The organism is Burkholderia sp. Tr-20390 (genome assembly GCF_017104595.1).
Lineage (GTDB): Bacteria > Pseudomonadota > Gammaproteobacteria > Burkholderiales > Burkholderiaceae > Burkholderia.
In genome coordinates this window covers 14,128-30,691 of record NZ_JAAGPC010000005.1, presented here as the reverse complement: position 1 = coordinate 30,691, position 16,564 = coordinate 14,128, and the positions used below count along the sequence as shown (strand labels likewise).

The window sequence follows — 16,564 nt, the reverse complement described above, 5'->3', positions numbered from 1 at the left end:
GGTTGCCGGCCGGTGCGGGCGCTGCCGGCACGCGGGAGACGGACGAAAAAAAGCCAGCCGCGGCCGAAACCGGGGCTGGCTTTCCAGGTCGGCGGCAAGGCGTCGGAGACGCCATGCACGCCGGAAACGTACTTCTTAGAACTTGTGACGCAGGCCGAGCGCGACGATTTCCTGCGAGCTCTTGCCGGCGATGCCGTACGAGCCCACCGATGCCTGAGCATCGCTGCCGTCGGCGTTCTTGCCGCTTGCGTGCTGATATGCGCCAACCAGGTAGACGTCGGTACGCTTCGACAGCGAGTAGTCGGCGCCGAGCGAAACCTGATGGTACTTGGCGTCGGTCTGGCCGCTACCCTTCGTGTAGATGTAGCCGAGGCCGAGCAGCAGCGGTGCCGATGCCTGGTACGTGACGAATGCGCGACCCGTGTTGTACTTCTGGTTCGTGCCGAATGCCGAGTTCGCGTCCGCCTTGTACTGCGCGTTGCTGTAGCCGAGGCCGAACGTCACCGGGCCGAATGCATACTGGCCAGCCACTTGAGCGATACCGATCGACGACGACGACGTGTAGGCGTTGTTGATGAACGCGCCCGAACCGTCGAAGATCGCGTCCGACGTGCCGGCCCAGCCGGTGCGCACGCCTGCGGTGCTCAGCGGAGCCGAGTTGTTGGCGTGGAAGTAACCGGCGGCCAGGCCGAGGGGGCCGTTGTTGTAGGCTGCGGCTGCGGCCCACGTCTGACCCTTGCCCGTTGCGCCGGCGACACCGCCGAGTGCGTACATGCCTTCGAACTGGAGGCCGCCCCAGACCGGCGACGTGTACTTGATCGCGTTGCTGACGCGCAGGCTGTTGTCGTTGTTGTCGACGTCGCCCGGCGTGGCGAACACGCTGCCGAAGTAGTTGTCAGCCGTGACTGCCTGAACCAGGTCGACCAGCGGGTCGTACTGGCGGCCCAGCGTCAGCGTACCGTACTGGTCGCTTTGCAGGCCGACGAAAGCCTGGCGACCGAACATGCGGCCACCCTGGCCCAGTGCACCCGATGCCGAGTTGAAGCCGTTTTCCAACTGGAAGATCGCCTTCAGGCCGCCACCGAGGTCTTCCGAACCCTTCAGGCCGAAGCGGCTACCTTGCAGGTTGCCGCTACCCATCGACCACGAATTGTTACCTTGACCGTCGTTACCGTGAACATAGGTGATCGACGTATCGATCACGCCGTACAGCGTCACGCTCGATTGAGCGTGAGCAGCGCCAGCGGCGCCCAGCAGGGCGAGCGAGAGGGTCGAGAGAGCGAGTTTCTTCATCGTTGAGTATCTCCACGCAAGTGATTCATCGTTTTTTGTTGCGGATTGGAGAATAGCTCAGTGCCATCGACGCAAGAAAGCTTAAAAAATAAAGTGTCTCGAAAAGGTAACAGCGAGAAAAAGTCCATATATATCAAGTACATCAACGACTGTTTCTGTTTTTGAAAAAGTTGACAATTGCTGCGATGCGATTGTTTCACTAGTTGATGCGCATCGCGGCAGGAAGCCTGTTTCGGCCCGTCCGCACACCGAAACGGAAGCGTGCAAACGTTTGCGGTGGCGACAACGAATGCGCACGCATGCAAAGAACGTGTCAACGCCGCGCGAATGCGCGCGGGCAGCGTGGTTGCAAAGGGCAGACGCGTGTGCGGGGGCGTGCCGCGATGTTGCGGAAGCGGCGCCTCAGTCGTCGTGCGCGCGACCGGTGGGGCGATCGGATTGCGCGGAAGCGCTCGGCGCGGCGGTACCCGGGAGCCGATGCGCGTTGCCGCGGGCGGCCGCAAATTCCGCACCCAGCAGCAGCACGATCGCGGAGAAGTACAGCCACATCAGCAGGACCGCGAACGATCCGGCTGCGCCGAATGCACTTGCGGTGCCCGCACGCGCAAGGTACAGCGCGAACAGCTTCTTGCCGCCGGAGAACAGGATCGCGGACACGATGCCGCCGATCGCGGCGTCACGCCAGGCGACGCGCGCATCGGGCAGGAACTTCATCAGCGACGCGAACGCGCCCGCGAGCACCGCGATCCCGACGAAGAACTGCACGAGGTTCGTGACGATCACGTACGGCGAATTGCCGAGCAGCCAGGTGCCGACGAACGTGATCGCGGTGTCGAGCACGAGCGACACGATCAGCAGGAACGCGACGCCGAGCACGAGCCCGAACGAGATCAGCCGCACGCGCACGAGCCCGAGCATGCTCGACCAGCGGTTCTCGGTGGCCGGCCAGATCACGCTGAGCGCGGCGCTGAGCGACGCGAAGGTGGCCGACGCGCCGATCGCGAGCGCGGCGAACGAGATCAGGGTGGCCAGGCCGCCGCGCTCGCCCGCGCGGTGCGCGTTCTGCACGATCGTCTGGATGCTGGCCGCCGCGTCGTCGCCGATCAGCTGGTGCGCTTGTTCGAACACCTGGCCGCGCGCGGCATCGTCGCCGTAGAACCAGCCGGCCACGGCGATCACCATCACGAGCATCGGCGCGAGCGAGAACGCGGAGAAAAAGGCGATGCCCGCGGCCATCGCGGAGCAGCGGTCGGACGAGAAGCGCTTGAACGCGGTGAGGGCCCAGTTGGCCTGTTCTTGCGCGAGACGGGTGGCTTCGGAGGTGATCTGTCGTTTCATGACGGTTCGGTGGCGCGGGGAACGCGGATCATCGTTGGTAATCAGACAATTCAGTATTGATCCGAGGATTCGAACATAGTTGCGCGAACTGTCTATAATTCCTTTCAGTTTCCTCACCCCCACAATAACGCCGAGACCAGCCATGCTACAAATGTCCCGGCGCCAGTTCCTGAAGGTGACGGCTACGTCGCTTGCCGGATCGAGTCTAGCCCTGATGGGCTTCTCTCCGTCCGAAGCGCTTGCCGAAGTCCGACAGTACAAGCTGGCGCGCACCGTCGAAACGCGCAACACCTGTCCTTACTGTTCAGTGGGTTGCGGCATCCTGATGTACAGCCTCGGAGACGGCGCGAAAAACGCCCAGCCGAGCATCATCCACATCGAAGGCGATCCCGACCATCCCGTCAATCGCGGCACGCTGTGCCCGAAGGGCGCGAGCCTGATCGACTTCATCCACAGCCCGAATCGCCTGACGCACCCCGAGTATCGTGCGCCCGGCTCGGACAAGTGGGAACCGATTTCGTGGAATGACGCGCTCGACCGCATCGCGAAGCTGATGAAGGCCGACCGCGACGCGAACTTCGTCGAGACGGCGGAAGACGGTGCGAAGGTCAACCGATGGCTGACCACCGGCATGCTGGCCGCGTCGGCGGGCAGCAACGAGGTCGGCTACCTGACGCACAAGACCATCCGCAGTCTCGGGATGCTCGCATTCGACAATCAGGCGCGTGTCTGACATGGCCCGACGGTGGCAGGTCTTGCCCCGACGTTTGGCCGTGGAGCGATGACGAACCATTGGGTCGACATCAAGAACGCGGACGTGATTCTCGTGATGGGCGGCAATGCAGCCGAGGCCCATCCGTGCGGTTTCAAGTGGGTAACGGAGGCGAAGGCGCACCGCAAGGCGCGGCTGATCGTCGTCGACCCGCGCTTTACGCGTACGGCCTCGGTGGCCGATTACTACGCGCCGATCCGCACCGGCACCGACATCGTCTTCCTGGGCGGCGTCATCAACTATCTGCTGACGAACGACAAGATCCAGCATGAGTACGTGAAGAACTACACGGACTTCTCGTTCATCGTGCGCGAGGATTTCGCGTTCAACGACGGCATCTATTCCGGCTACGACGCGGAGAAGCACGCGTACCCGGACAAATCGAGCTGGGACTACGAGCGCGGCGACGACGGCTTCGTGAAGGTCGACCCGACGCTGCAGCATCCGCGTTGCGTGTACAACCTGCTGAAGCAGCACTACGCGCGCTATACGCCGGACATGGTCCAGCAGACGTGCGGCACGCCGAAGGAGAAATTCCTGAAGGTGTGCGAGATGCTCGCGACCACGGCCGTTCCCGGCCGCGCCGGCACGGTGCTGTACGCGCTCGGCTGGACGCACCACTCGATCGGCGCGCAGATCATCCGCACCGGTGCGATGGTGCAGCTGCTGCTCGGCAACATCGGCATCGCCGGCGGCGGGATGAACGCGCTGCGCGGCCACTCGAACATCCAGGGGTTGACCGACCTCGGGCTGATGTCGAACCTGCTGCCGGGCTACATGACGCTGCCGATGCAGGCCGAGCAGGATTTCGACGGCTACATCAAGAAGCGCGTGCAGCTGCCGCTGCGGCCGAACCAGTTGAGCTACTGGAAGAACTACAAGGCCTTCCACGTGAGCTTCATGAAGTCCTGGTGGGGCGATGCGGCGACCGCCGAGAACAACTGGGGTTATGACTACCTGCCGAAGCTGGACAAGCAGTACGACCTGCTGCAGGTGATCGAGCTGATGAATGCCGGCAAGATGAACGGCTACATCTGCCAGGGCTTCAACCCGCTTGCGGCGTCGCCGTCGAAGGTGAAGACGGCGGCCGGGCTCGCGAAGCTGAAGTGGCTCGTGATCATGGACCCGCTCGCCACCGAAACCTCCGAGTTCTGGAAGCATCACGGCGACTACAACGACGTCGATTCGTCGAAGATCCAGACCGAGGTGTTCCGTCTGCCGACCACGTGCTTCGCGGAGGAAAACGGCTCGCTCGTGAGTTCGAGCCGCGTGCTGCAATGGCACTGGAAGGGCGCGGAGCCACCGGGCGAGGCGCGCAGCGACCTCGAGATCATGTCCGGGCTGTTCCTGCGCATGCGCAAGATGTACCAGACGGACGGCGGCAAGTATCCGGATCCGATCGTCAACCTGACCTGGCCGTACGCGAACCCGGAAAGCCCGACGCCCGAAGAGCTGGCAATGGAGTTCAACGGCAAGGCGCTCGCCGATCTGCCCGATCCGAAGGATCCGGCCAAGACGCTCGTGAAGAAGGGCGAGCAGCTGGCCGCGTTCGCGCAGTTGAAGGACGACGGCACGACCGCGAGCGGCTGCTGGATCTTCTGCGGTGCGTGGACGCAGGCCGGCAACCAGATGGGGCGGCGCGACAACTCTGACCCGACCGGCATCGGCCAGACGCTGAACTGGGCGTGGGCCTGGCCGGCGAACCGGCGGATCCTGTACAACCGCGCGTCGTGCGACGTTGCCGGCAAGCCGTTCGACCCGACCCGCAAGCTGATCGGCTGGAACGGCAGCGCGTGGAAGGGGGCCGACATTCCCGACTTCAAGGCGGACGAATCGCCCGAAAACGGGATGGGGCCGTTCATCATGAACCCGGAAGGTGTCGCACGCTTCTTCGCCCGGGCGGGGATGAACGAAGGTCCGTTCCCCGAGCACTACGAGCCGTTCGAGACGCCGCTCGACGCGAACCCGCTGCACCCGAACAACCCGCAGGCGCTGAACAACCCGGCTGCCCGCGTGTTCCCGGACGACCGCGCGTCGTTCGGCAAGGTGGCGGAGTTCCCGCACGTGGCGACGACGTACCGGCTCACCGAGCACTTCCACTACTGGACCAAGCATGCACGGCTGAACTCGATCATCCAGCCCGAGCAATTCGTCGAGATCGGCGAAGACCTCGCGAAGGAAGTCGGCGTCGCGCATGGCGAGCGCGTGAAGGTGTCGTCCAAGCGCGGCTACATCATCGCGGTCGCCCTCGTCACGAAGCGGATCAAGCCGCTGACGGTCGACGGCAAGAAGGTCCAGACGGTCGGCGTCCCGTTGCACTGGGGCTTCAAGGGTCTGACGAAGCCCGGCTATCTCGCCAATACCCTGACTCCGTCCGTGGGTGACGGCAACTCCTATACACCGGAATTCAAGTCGTTCCTGGTGAAGGTCGAAAAGGCGTAAGGGGAAAGAGATGGCATTGCAATCGCTGGATATCAAGCGCGTCTCGGCCACCACGACGCCACCGCCCACGGTGCGCGAACCGGTGACCGGGAGTGTCGCCAAGCTGATCGACGTATCGAAGTGCATCGGCTGCAAGGCATGCCAGACGGCATGCATGGAGTGGAACGACCTGCGTGACGAGGTCGGCACCAACGTCGGCGTGTACGACAACCCGGCCGACCTGACCGAGCATTCGTGGACGGTGATGCGGTTCTCCGAATACGAGAACCCGGCCGGTGACCTCGAGTGGCTGATCCGCAAGGACGGCTGCATGCACTGCGAGGATCCGGGCTGCCTGAAGGCGTGTCCGTCGCCGGGCGCGATCGTGCAGTACAACAACGGGATCGTCGATTTCCACGAGGAGAACTGCATCGGTTGCGGCTATTGCGTGACCGGCTGCCCGTTCAACGTTCCTCGGATCTCGAAGAAGGATCATCGCGCGTACAAGTGCACGCTCTGTTCCGACCGCGTCGCGGTCGGCCAGGAACCGGCCTGCGTGAAGACCTGCCCGACGGGCGCGATCGTGTTCGGCACCAAGGAGGACATGAAGCAGCACGCGGCCGAGCGGATCGAGGACCTGAAGGAGCGCGGCTTCGAGCATGCGGGGCTGTACGACCCGCAGGGCGTCGGCGGCACGCACGTGATGTACGTGCTGCACCACGCGGACAAGCCGTCGCTGTACCACGGGCTGCCCGACAATCCGTCGATCAGCCCGATGGTGAAGCTGTGGAAGGGCATCGCGAAACCGCTCGCGGTGGCCGGCATCGCGCTGACCGCGCTTGCCGGGTTCTTCCACTATGTCCGGGTCGGTCCGAACGAGGTGAGCGACGAAGAGGAACAGGCCGCGCGCGACGAGGCGCGACGCATCAAGGAGGACGCGAAATGAACCACGACGACCCCAACCTGATCGTCCGCTACTCGGCGAACGAGCGCACGAACCACTGGATCACCGCGATCACGTTCGTGCTGCTCGCGCTGTCCGGGCTCGCGCTGTTTCATCCGTCGATGTTCTGGCTGACCGCGCTGTTCGGCGGCGGCCAGTGGACGCGGATCCTGCATCCGTTCGTCGGCCTCGTGATGTTCGTGTCGTTCGCGATCCTGGTGGTGCGCTTCTGGCACCACAACGCGCTCGACGCGGACGATCGCCAGTGGCTCAAGCAGATCGGCGACGTGCTGACCAACCAGGAAGACAAGCTGCCGCCGGTCGGGCGCTATAACGCCGGGCAGAAGCTGCTATTCTTTACGTTGGTCGCGTGCCTGCTGTTGCTCCTGCTGTCGGGAGTCGTGATCTGGCGGCGCTACTTCTCGTTCTACTTCCCGATCGGGGTGATCCGCGCGGCCGCTGTCGTGCATGCCGTGGCGGCCTTCGTGCTGATCGCGAGCATCATCGTGCACATTTACGCGGCGTTGTGGGTGAAGGGCTCGATCGGCGCGATGGTGCGCGGCACCGTCACGCTGGGCTGGGCTCGCAAGCATCACCCGAAGTGGTTCCGTGAAAGCGTGAAATAACGCACCGGAGCGGGGCGGCTCGCCGAATCGCGGCGGGCTGCTCCGCTCCTTCGCCGGAACTGCCCGAAAGCGCCGATGCGTCGGCGCTTGTTTTTTTGGAAGATATTTTTGTGACACAACGCATCCTCGAACCGACCGAGATCTCGACCCTCGATCATTCGGCCATCCCGCGCTTTCGCCTGCCGGAGCGCGCCACCGCGTTCTCGGCGCGCGCCGCGCGGCTGCGCAAGCTGGCCGACCTGAACCCGATCAGCGGCTACCTGCGGCTGATGGCCACCGTCGCCGATGCGCAGCACGCGACGCTGCAAACGCTCGAACTGCCGCTGCCGTCGAAGGAAGCGATCGCGCGTGCGCAGGAGCATTCGATGCCGCTCGTGCCGGCGCTCGACGGCGAGCGCGATCCGCGCTGGCGCGCCGTGCTGTACGAACTGCTCGACCGCGTCGAAGGCGCCGGGCTCGTCAATCCGCAGCTCGCGAAGCTGCTCGACCGGCTGCGCCTGATGGCGCCCGCCGAACTCGACGCGCAAGCCGACGCGATCCTCGCGCTGCGTTTCGCCGAAGTCGACCCGGCTACCGCGCCGTTCCTGATGGCCGCGCTGCAGGTCGTCTGGACGGATCTCGCCAGCCGCGTTCCGCCGGCCGACGTCCCGTATCTCGACCAGCCGGGGCTGTGCCCCGTGTGCGGCACGCATCCGGTCGCGAGCGTCGTGCGGGTCGGCGGCCAGTACCAGGGCTACCGTTTCCTGCAATGCGGGCTGTGCACGACCGAGTGGCACATGGTGCGCACGAAGTGCTCGCACTGCGATTCGACGAAAGGCATCGCATATCACGGGATCGAGGGCGGCAGCGAAGCCGTCAAGGCCGAATCGTGCGACGAGTGCAAGACCTATCGCAAGATCGGCTATCAGGACAAGGACTACGAGTTCGAGCCGCTGGCGGACGATCTCGCGAGTCTCACGCTCGACCTGCTGATGAACGAAGCCGGCTACCAGCGCAGTTCACCGAACCCGCTGCTGTGGCCGGATGTTTCGCGGGAAGCGGATTGACGGCAGGGGCCGGGCCAGCGCGCGAGCGCCGGCGCCGGCCCACTGCGAAGCATGAGACTGGAGCCACCACTACGTGACCGAACCGGGTGTGAATGAACTGAATGCCGTGCTGGCGCGCGTGCCGTCCGTCGAGCGCGTGCTGTCGTCGGCACCGCTGCAACCGCTCATCGCGGACTATGGCCGCACGCGCGTGCTGGGCGCGGTGCGCGCCGAGCTCGAGCGCTGGCGTACCGCCGCGCAGCACGATCCGGCGGGGGCCGAGCCGCTCGACGAGCCGCGCATCGCCGCGGCCGTCGCGCGCACGCTGGCCGCGCAGAGCGCGGGCGCGGTGCGCGCCGTGTTCAACCTGACCGGCACCGTGCTGCACACGAACCTCGGGCGCGCGCTGTTGCCCGACGACGCGGTGCGCGCGGTGGTCGACGTGCTGACGCGGCCGGTCAACCTCGAATTCGATCTCGCCACGGGCCGCCGCGGCGATCGCGACGACCTGATCGACGATCTGCTGTGCGAACTGACGGGCGCGGAAGCCGCGACCGTCGTCAACAACAACGCGGCGGCCGTGCTGCTGGCGCTGTCGGCGCTGGCGACGAAGCGGGAAGTCGTCGTGTCGCGCGGCGAGCTGGTCGAGATCGGCGGCGCATTCCGGATTCCCGACATCATGAGCCGCGCGGGCGCCAGGCTGCGCGAGGTCGGCACCACCAACCGCACCCATCTGCGCGACTACGCGGAAGCCATCGGCCCGCGCACCGCGCTGCTGATGAAGGTGCACTGCAGCAACTACGCGATCAGCGGCTTCACGAAGGAGGCGACGCTCGCCGAACTCGCGCCGCTCGCGCGCGAGCACGGGCTGCCGGTGGCCGTCGATCTCGGCAGCGGCACGCTCGCCGACCTGTCGCAATGGGGCCTGCCGCACGAGACGACCGTGCAGGAAACCGTCGCCGCCGGCGCAAACGTTGTCACGTTCAGTGGCGACAAGCTGCTCGGCGGGCCGCAGGCCGGCCTGATCGTCGGCGATCGCGCGCTGATCGCGAAGATCAAGAAACATCCGCTCAAGCGCGCGCTGCGCGTCGGCAAGCTGACGCTCGCGGCGCTCGAGCCGGTGCTGCGCCTCTACCAGTCGCCCGAGTTCCTGCGTGACCGGCTCACGACGCTGCGGCTGCTGACGCGCCCGCAGCGCGAGATCGCCGAGGCCGCCGAGCGCGTGCGTCCGGCGCTGCAGGCCGCGCTCGGCAGCGGTTTCGACGTGACGGTCGAGCCGATGTTCAGCCAGATCGGCAGCGGTGCGCTGCCGGTCGACCAGTTGCCGAGCGCCGGGCTCGTCGTGCGCACGGCGGACGGCAAGCGCGGCGGCCGTGCACTGGCGCAGCTCGAGAAACGGCTGCGCGAATGGCCGCGCCCGGTGATCGGCCGCGTCGCCGACAATGCACTGCGGCTCGACCTGCGCTGCCTCGAAGCCGCCGACGAGGCGGTGTTCGTCGCGCAATGCGTGCCGCTCGCGGGGCCTGCTGCATGATCGTCGGTACCGCGGGGCACATCGACCACGGCAAGACGACGCTGGTGCGCGCGCTGACGGGCGTCGATACCGATCGCCTGAAGGAAGAGAAGGCGCGCGGCATCTCGATCGAGCTCGGTTACGCGTATACGCCGCTCGACAACGGCGACGTGCTCGGCCTGATCGACGTGCCGGGCCACGAGAAGCTGATTCATACGATGGCGGCCGGCGCATGCGGGATCGACTTCGCGCTGCTCGTGATTGCCGCCGACGACGGCGTGATGCCGCAGACGCGCGAGCATCTCGCGATCCTGCAGCTGCTCGGCGTCACGCATGGCGCCGTCGCGCTGACGAAGTGCGATCGCGTCGATGCCGCACGCGTGGCCGAAGTGCGTGACGAGATCGCCACGTGGCTGAACGACTCGACGCTGGCCGGCGTGCCGATTTTCGAAACGCGCGCGACGGCTGCGGACGATCCGGGCGTCGCCGCGTTGAAGCGTTACCTGGCGGACGCGGCGATCGCGTGGCGCGCCCGCCGCGACGACGGGCTGTTCCGGCTCGCGGTCGATCGCGTGTTCACGCTCGCGGGGCAGGGTACCGTCGTGACGGGCACCGCGTTCGCGGGCCGCGTCGCGACCGGCGACACGCTCGCGATCGTGCGCACGGGCGGCGCGGCGCGCGTGCGCAGCATCCACGCGCAGAACCGGCCGGTCGAGGCCGGCCGGGCGGGCGAGCGTTGCGCGCTGAATCTGGCCGGGGTCGACAAGGCCGATGTCGAGCGAGGCGACACCGTCGCCGATGCGCGGCTCGTCGCGACGTCGCCGCGTCTCGACGTCGAGCTGACGCTGCTCGCGGATGCGGGGCTCACGCTGACGCACTGGGCGCCGCTGCACGTGCATCTCGGCACGTTGCATCGCGTCGCGCATGTCGCGCTGCTCGACGGCGATACGCTCGCGGCCGGCCAGCGGATGCGCGTGCAACTCGTATTCGACGAGCCGGTGTTTGCGCTGCCGGGCGACCGGTTCATCGTCCGCAATCCGCAGGCGACGCGCACGGTCGGCGGCGGCCGCGTGCTCGATCCGTTCGGGCCGGCGCGCAAGCGTCGTACGCCTGCGCGCCGCGCATGGCTCGACGCGCTGGCCGAATGGCTCGATGCGGGCCGCCTCGATGCGCTGCTCGCGCAGGCGCCGCTCGGCATCCCGCGCGCGATGCTCACGCACCTGACGGGTTTCGCGCCGAATGCGCTGGCGCTGCCGGAAGACGCGCTGGCGATCGGGCAGCGCGACGCCGCGTCGAACGACGGCGCGGTGATTGCCCGGGCGCACTGGCGCGCACTGCAGACGCGGGCGATCGATACGCTGCGCGCGTATCACGAGCGCATGCCCGACGAGCAGGGGCTCGACGCCGCGCGGTTGCGGCGGATGGCCGCGCCGCTCGCCGGCGATGCGCTGTGGCGCGCGCTCGTCGATGCGCTGGTGGCCGGCGGCGAAGTCGCGCGAAGCGGGCCGTGGCTGCATCTGCCGTCGCATTCGGTGAGCCTCGAGCCGCGCGAGGAGGCGCTGGCGCAGCAACTGTTGCCGCTGATTCATGCGGGGCGCTTCGATCCGCCGTGGGTGCGCGACCTGGCCCGTGACACGGGCGCGGCCGAGGACGCGGTGCGCGCGTTGCTGCGCAAGCTCGCGCGGCGCGGCGACGTGCACCAGGTCGTGCGCGACCTGTTCTATCACGCGGGTGTCGTGCGCGAGCTGGCGGAACTGGTCGCGCATCTCGCGCCGTCGCGCGCCGGCGGGCTCGATGCCGCGACGTTCCGCGATGCGACGGGGCTCGGCCGCAAGCGCGCGATCCAGATTCTCGAGTTCTTCGACCGGGTTGGGTATACTCGCTTCCACCGCGATCTTCACCTCCTGCGGCCTGACAGCGGTTGGGCGGGTATTCAGGCGTAGGCGCTCGTTGTTCTTTGGGTTCTTTTCCCCACGGAAGGCATTCGTATCCGGTGGTACGGCTGGACTTCAAATCCAGTTGGGGGTGTCAGACACTCCCGGGTAGGTTCGACTCCTGCTGCCTTCCGCCACCCCGATTTTCTTGTCGACCCGACACGCTTCAATCAACGTGCAATTGCACGACAGCACCGGCGATTGCAATCGCCAAAACTTGATCGGGAAAAGCACTAAAAGTTTGCGATTTTTTTTCGGGCTATAGTCGAATCACTGAAGGTAGACGCGGCGTCCCTTGCCGATACCGTTCAGGTAATGACTGTAGACGGGTGCTGTATGAAAAATAAAATCGACAAGACCGCCGGACCGATCTGGGGCGTGGCTGCAGGACTGCTTCTTGCTGTTGCAGGATTGAGTCTCGGCATTTTCCCGACGTCCCTGCAAAGCTCGGGAAGCGCGAACGACTTCATGGCGTCCGGTATTGCGATGCTCGGCATCTTCCTGGTCGTCTATGCGACACACGAGTTGCGAAGAAGGCGTCCGCACTGAGCGCTCATGCGCTGCTGATTCACACAGGATGATCCGGGCCGGTTTGCCGGCTCGCGTATACGCACGTCCGTCGCGGGCTATGTCTTGCTGATTTCGTGTTGATAAACGAGTTCGACGATGCGCTTCGTCGGAATGCTGGCGCGCAACCCGTCGACGCTGTCGATCGGAAACCACTTGCATTTCTCGATCTCGTTGTTCGCTTGCGGCGTCTGGTCCGGGCCGACTTCCGCGAAGAACACGTGATGGATCTTGGCGAGGCCGGTGAACTGCATCGAGTAGACGAGATGCTGGCCGGTCATGCCGGTTTCTTCGGATAACTCGCGATGTGCGGCTTCGAGCGGCGTTTCCCCGCGCTTGATCGTGCCGCCGGGAAGGGCCCAGCGCGACGCCGCACGGGCAACGAGCAAGACTTGCTCGCCGCGGTAGCAGACGACGGTCGCACGTTCCTTGACCGGGACGGTGCTCGCTTCGGGGGCGTTGGTGGGGGCGGGGGTTTGAGGCATGAAGCAATTCTAACCATCGCGGATCGATCGGCAAAGCAGGTCTGACTTGGTTTGACGATCGATCGTCACCGTCGCGTCCCCGGCCAGGCCGCCGCTGCGTTTCGCAGATTCGAATCCGTGCCCGGCTGGCGCCCGGCGTCCGCGCCCAGGGGGCGGGACGATGGCATGAAGTGCGCGATGGGCTCGCCCTTCGCTTCGAATCGGGCGACGTTATCCCTCGATGCGGGACACACTCGTCCGCCATGAAAAAAGCCGCGCATCCCGATGCACCGGGAGCGCGGCTTGCGGGGGCGCCGGTCAGGCGTCGCGCCGTTACTTCTTTTCCGGCAGGAACCAGTTCATCACGAGCGCGCAGATGCCGCCCGTTGCCACGCCCGATTCCAGCACGTTCTTCAGCGCGTGCGGCAGGCTGTTGAGGATGTCCGGCACTTGCGACACGCCGAGGCCGAGCGCGAGCGACACCGCGATGATCAGCAGTGCGCGACGATCGAGATGGACGCCGGCGAGGATGTTGATGCCCGATGCGGCCACCGCGCCGAACATCACCATCGCCGCGCCGCCGAGCACGGGCTCCGGCACGGCCTGCAGCACGCCGGCGACGACCGGGAACAGGCCGAGCACCACGAGCATCCCCGCGATCCAGATGCCGACGTAGCGGCTGGCGACGCCGGTGATCTGGATCACGCCGTTGTTCTGCGCGAACACCGAGCTCGGGAACGTGTTGAACACGCCGGCCAGCAGCGAGTTCGCGCCGTTCACGAGCACGCCGCCCTTGATCCGTTGCATCCACACCGGGCCTTCGACCGGCTCGTTCGAGATCTTGCTTGTGGCCGTGACGTCGCCGATCGCTTCGAGCGACGTGACGAGGTAGATGATCAGCATCGGCACGAACAGCGCCCACGAGAAGCCGATGCCGAAGTGCAGCGGCGTCGGGACCTGGAACAGCGCGGCCTGGTGCATACCGGTGAAATCGAGGCGGCCGAGGAACGCGGCCGCGAGATAGCCGATCACGAGTGCGATGACGAGCGCGGTGCTGCGCACCCACACGATCGGCACGCGGTTCAGCAGGATGATCGTGCCGAGCACGAGGCCGGACAGCGTCAGGTTCTCCGCGCTCGCGAAGGTGCCATTGGCCATTGCGCCAAAGCCGCCGCCCATGCTGATCAGGCCGACCTTGATCAGCGTGAGGCCGATCAGCAGCACGACGATGCCGGTGACGAGCGGCGTGATCAGGCGCTTCACGAACGGCAGGATGCGCGACACGCCCATCTCGACGAACGACCCGGCAATCACGACGCCGAAGATCGCGGCCATCACGGTCTCGACCGGCGTGCCTTGCTTGACCATCAGGCTGCCGCCGGCGATCAGCGGGCCGACGAAGTTGAAGCTCGTGCCCTGGACGATCAGCAGGCCGGCGCCCAGCGGGCCGAAGCGCTTGCACTGGACGAAGGTGGCGATCCCGGAAATCACCAGCGACATCGACACGATCAGGGTCGTATCGCGGCTGGACACGCCGAGCGCCTGGCAGATCAGCAGGCCGGGCGTGACGATCGGCACGATGATCGCCAGCAGGTGCTGCAGCGCGGCGACGAAGGCGACCATCGGCGCCGGCCGGTCGTTCGGGCCGTAGACGAGGTCGCGGGCCGAATCTGCGGCGTCGGCGCCATGGGCGGCGGGTTGGGCGGGGGAGGCGGGTTGCATGGCGAGCGGGCCGGACAAGGTGGAAAGTGCGGCATTTTAGCCGAACGGCCCGCCGGCGCCGCTGCAATAGCGGGGATTCGGCGGATCGGGAAAACGGTGGCGGATCGACGCCCGGGCCGGCCGTGGCCGCGGCGAGCGTCGATTAGCGGGCCCGCCGCGGTGCGGGCGCGGTCGGGGTACGGGTCGGGGCGGTGGTCGCATGGAACCCGGGCAGCTCGGGAATCCGCTGCTCCATGAACTGCAGGAACGTGCGGGTTCGCAGCGGCAGATACCGGCGCGACGCATAGACGAGGTGCAGCGCATGCGGCGGCACCATGTCCCACTTCGGCAGCAACCGGACGAGGCGACCGCTGTCGATCAGGTCCTGAACGAGCCACGCGGGCCCGCTGCCCACCGCGTTTCCGGCAAGAAAGCATTCCCGCAGCGCCATCGAGCTGTTCACGCGATACCGGCCGCGCACCGGAACGACGACTTGCTCGCTGCCGCGCGCGAAGGCCAGTTCGTTGCCGATGTCCGCGCGCGCGTAGCCGACATACTCGTGCTTCGCGAGGTCGTCCGGCCGGCGGAGCTTCGGCGCCCGCGCCACGTACGCCGGCGTGGCGACCAGCAGGCGCGGCGACGACGCGATATGGCGCGCCACGGCATCCGGCGGCAGCAGCTGGCCGAGGCGAATGGCGACGTCGACGCCTTCTTCGACGAGGTCGATCACGCGGTCGGTCAACTGGAGCTCGACCTCGATCTCCGGCCACGCGGCGAGGAATTCGAGCACGAGCGCGTTCAGTCTCAGCTCGCCCAGCCCCAGCGGCGCGTTGACGACCAGCTTGCCGACCGGCCGCACCGTTTGCCCGCGCACCTCGGCCACCGCGCTCGCGTATTCGTCGATCACGCGCTTGCAGCGATCGTAGAACCGGCGGCCTTCGTCGGTAGGCGCGAGGCTCGTGGTCGAGCGTTCGAGCAGGCGAACGCCCAGTTCCTTCTCGAATGCGGCGACGATCTTGCTGATCGTCGGCTGGCCGGTGCCTTCCTCCCGCGCGACCGCCGAGAAATTGCCGAGCTCGATCGCGCGGACGAACACGCGCATGGATCGCAGCGAATCCATCTCATTCCTTTATGGCATGACCTTTATTCAAGTCTCCCATATTCCTGCGCAATGGAGAATGACCTAACGTTCGCGAACCTTCAATCCCTGATGAGGCGTCGACATGAACGAGGCAACGCAATCTTCGGCACTGGACGGTGCGCACGTCGTGTTATTCGGCGGGAGTTCCGGAATCGGCCTCGAGGCCGCGGCCGCCGCGAAGGCAAAAGGCGCCAGTGTCACGCTGGTCGGCCGGACCCGCGCGAAACTCGAATCCGCCGCACAGGCGATCGGCGGCGCGCGCGTCGCGGTGGCCGACATCGCGGACCGCCATGCCGTGCAGGCCGTATTCGACACGATCACGCGCGTCGATCACCTGGTCGTCACGGCCGGCCGGTTCATTGCCGGCAAGCTGCACGAGACCGATCCCGATCTCCTGCTCGCCGCGTGGCAGGAGCGTATCGCCGGGCCGGTCTACGCGATCCGCGCTGCGTTGCCGCTGATGCCCGCGACCGGCTCGATCGTGCTGACCGGCGGGCAACTGTCGGATCGTCCGGCCGCGCAGGGCACGTCGGTCATTGCCGCCGCCGTGCGCGGGGTCGAGGCGCTGGCGCAGTCGCTCGCGCTGGAGCTGAAGCCGATTCGTGTGAACGTCGTCGCGCCCGGCTTCGTCGAGACGCCGCTTTACGACGCGTTCGGCCCGGAAGCGCGCGATGCGATCCTCGCGGGCGCGGCGGCGGCATTGCCGGGCGGCCGCGTCGGGCGCGCCGATGAAGTGGGGGAAGCGATCGCGTTCCTGCTGGGCAACGGCTTCATGAATGGCGAGATCCTGCACATCGACGGCGGCGGGCGGCTGGTCTGAGCCGCA

At 66.5% G+C, this 16,564-nt stretch carries 13 protein-coding genes and 1 tRNA gene; 9 read left to right on the top strand and 5 right to left on the bottom strand.

The genetic code is table 11. The annotated features are described in order from the left end of the window. Positions 1 to 135: 135 nt before the first annotated feature. A complete protein-coding gene (locus G3N98_RS03250; RefSeq protein WP_089427923.1) occupies positions 136 to 1,293 on the bottom strand; it encodes a porin in 1,158 nt (385 codons plus the stop codon). Positions 1,294 to 1,695: 402 nt separating this feature from the next. Beyond that, positions 1,696 to 2,631, bottom strand: coding sequence for a YihY/virulence factor BrkB family protein (locus tag G3N98_RS03245; RefSeq protein WP_089474498.1), 936 nt, complete (start codon positions 2,629 to 2,631; stop codon positions 1,696 to 1,698). Between the two features lie 142 nt (positions 2,632 to 2,773). On the opposite strand from G3N98_RS03245, the gene fdnG reads away from it, so the two are divergent. From fdnG to G3N98_RS03205, 8 genes are all read left to right on the top strand, one after another. Further along, positions 2,774 to 5,845 carry a formate dehydrogenase-N subunit alpha gene (fdnG, locus tag G3N98_RS03240; RefSeq protein ID WP_144030301.1) on the top strand — a complete coding sequence of 1,024 codons (3,072 nt, stop codon included), beginning with the start codon at positions 2,774 to 2,776 and terminating at the stop codon, positions 5,843 to 5,845. Positions 5,846 to 5,855: 10 nt separating this feature from the next. Beyond that, positions 5,856 to 6,770: a formate dehydrogenase subunit beta gene (gene fdxH / locus G3N98_RS03235; protein WP_011355694.1), complete on the top strand. Its 915-nt coding sequence runs from the start codon at positions 5,856 to 5,858 to the stop codon at positions 6,768 to 6,770. Beyond that, positions 6,767 to 7,393, top strand: a complete 627-nt coding sequence (locus G3N98_RS03230) for a formate dehydrogenase subunit gamma (protein WP_011355693.1) — start codon at positions 6,767 to 6,769, stop codon at positions 7,391 to 7,393. Before fdxH ends, G3N98_RS03230 begins: the two co-directional genes overlap by 4 nt. Before the next feature lie 110 nt (positions 7,394 to 7,503). Continuing rightward, positions 7,504 to 8,439, top strand: a complete 936-nt coding sequence (fdhE, locus tag G3N98_RS03225; protein ID WP_206147212.1) for a formate dehydrogenase accessory protein FdhE — start codon at positions 7,504 to 7,506, stop codon at positions 8,437 to 8,439. Positions 8,440 to 8,512: 73 nt separating this feature from the next. Then, positions 8,513 to 9,952, top strand: coding sequence for an L-seryl-tRNA(Sec) selenium transferase (selA, locus tag G3N98_RS03220; protein WP_206147211.1), 1,440 nt, complete (start codon positions 8,513 to 8,515; stop codon positions 9,950 to 9,952). Continuing rightward, on the top strand, positions 9,949 to 11,874 hold the full coding sequence (gene selB, locus G3N98_RS03215; protein WP_206147210.1) for a selenocysteine-specific translation elongation factor: 1,926 nt from the start codon (positions 9,949 to 9,951) through the stop codon (positions 11,872 to 11,874). The genes selA and selB overlap by 4 nt, the downstream gene beginning before the upstream one ends. Positions 11,875 to 11,906: 32 nt before the next feature. Beyond that, positions 11,907 to 12,002 (top strand) — tRNA-Sec (locus G3N98_RS03210). 199 nt (positions 12,003 to 12,201) lie between these two features. Beyond that, positions 12,202 to 12,414, top strand: a complete 213-nt coding sequence (locus tag G3N98_RS03205; protein WP_175239513.1) for a hypothetical protein — start codon at positions 12,202 to 12,204, stop codon at positions 12,412 to 12,414. 77 nt (positions 12,415 to 12,491) lie between these two features. Here G3N98_RS03205 and G3N98_RS03200 read toward each other — a convergent pair whose 3' ends face one another. From G3N98_RS03200 to G3N98_RS03190, 3 genes are all read right to left on the bottom strand, one after another. Beyond that, complete coding sequence (locus G3N98_RS03200; protein WP_206147209.1) at positions 12,492 to 12,917, bottom strand: NUDIX hydrolase; 426 nt, start codon at positions 12,915 to 12,917, stop codon at positions 12,492 to 12,494. Positions 12,918 to 13,229: 312 nt separating this feature from the next. Further along, positions 13,230 to 14,618, bottom strand: a complete 1,389-nt coding sequence (locus G3N98_RS03195; RefSeq protein WP_206147208.1) for a nucleobase:cation symporter-2 family protein — start codon at positions 14,616 to 14,618, stop codon at positions 13,230 to 13,232. 142 nt (positions 14,619 to 14,760) lie between these two features. Further along, positions 14,761 to 15,717, bottom strand: coding sequence for a LysR family transcriptional regulator (locus G3N98_RS03190; protein WP_206147207.1), 957 nt, complete (start codon positions 15,715 to 15,717; stop codon positions 14,761 to 14,763). 103 nt (positions 15,718 to 15,820) lie between these two features. Between G3N98_RS03190 and G3N98_RS03185 the strand changes: the two genes are divergently transcribed. Further along, entirely contained in the window at positions 15,821 to 16,558 is a 738-nt protein-coding gene (locus G3N98_RS03185; RefSeq protein WP_206147206.1) for an SDR family oxidoreductase, read from the top strand. Positions 16,559 to 16,564 lie beyond the last annotated feature (6 nt).

Bases quoted from the DNA above. Each gene is read 5' to 3' on its own strand.
- G3N98_RS03250 (WP_089427923.1), bottom strand. From the start codon at position 1,293: ATGAAGAAACTCGCTCTCTCGACCCTCTCGCTCGCCCTGCTGGGCGCC.
- G3N98_RS03245 (WP_089474498.1), bottom strand. From the start codon at position 2,631: ATGAAACGACAGATCACCTCCGAAGCCACCCGTCTCGCGCAAGAACAG.
- fdxH (WP_011355694.1), top strand. From the start codon at position 5,856: ATGGCATTGCAATCGCTGGATATCAAGCGCGTCTCGGCCACCACGACG.
- G3N98_RS03230 (WP_011355693.1), top strand. From the start codon at position 6,767: ATGAACCACGACGACCCCAACCTGATCGTCCGCTACTCGGCGAACGAG.
- selB (WP_206147210.1), top strand. From the start codon at position 9,949: ATGATCGTCGGTACCGCGGGGCACATCGACCACGGCAAGACGACGCTG.
- G3N98_RS03205 (WP_175239513.1), top strand. From the start codon at position 12,202: ATGAAAAATAAAATCGACAAGACCGCCGGACCGATCTGGGGCGTGGCT.
- G3N98_RS03200 (WP_206147209.1), bottom strand. From the start codon at position 12,917: ATGCCTCAAACCCCCGCCCCCACCAACGCCCCCGAAGCGAGCACCGTC.
- G3N98_RS03195 (WP_206147208.1), bottom strand. From the start codon at position 14,618: ATGCAACCCGCCTCCCCCGCCCAACCCGCCGCCCATGGCGCCGACGCC.
- G3N98_RS03190 (WP_206147207.1), bottom strand. From the start codon at position 15,717: ATGGATTCGCTGCGATCCATGCGCGTGTTCGTCCGCGCGATCGAGCTC.
- G3N98_RS03185 (WP_206147206.1), top strand. From the start codon at position 15,821: ATGAACGAGGCAACGCAATCTTCGGCACTGGACGGTGCGCACGTCGTG.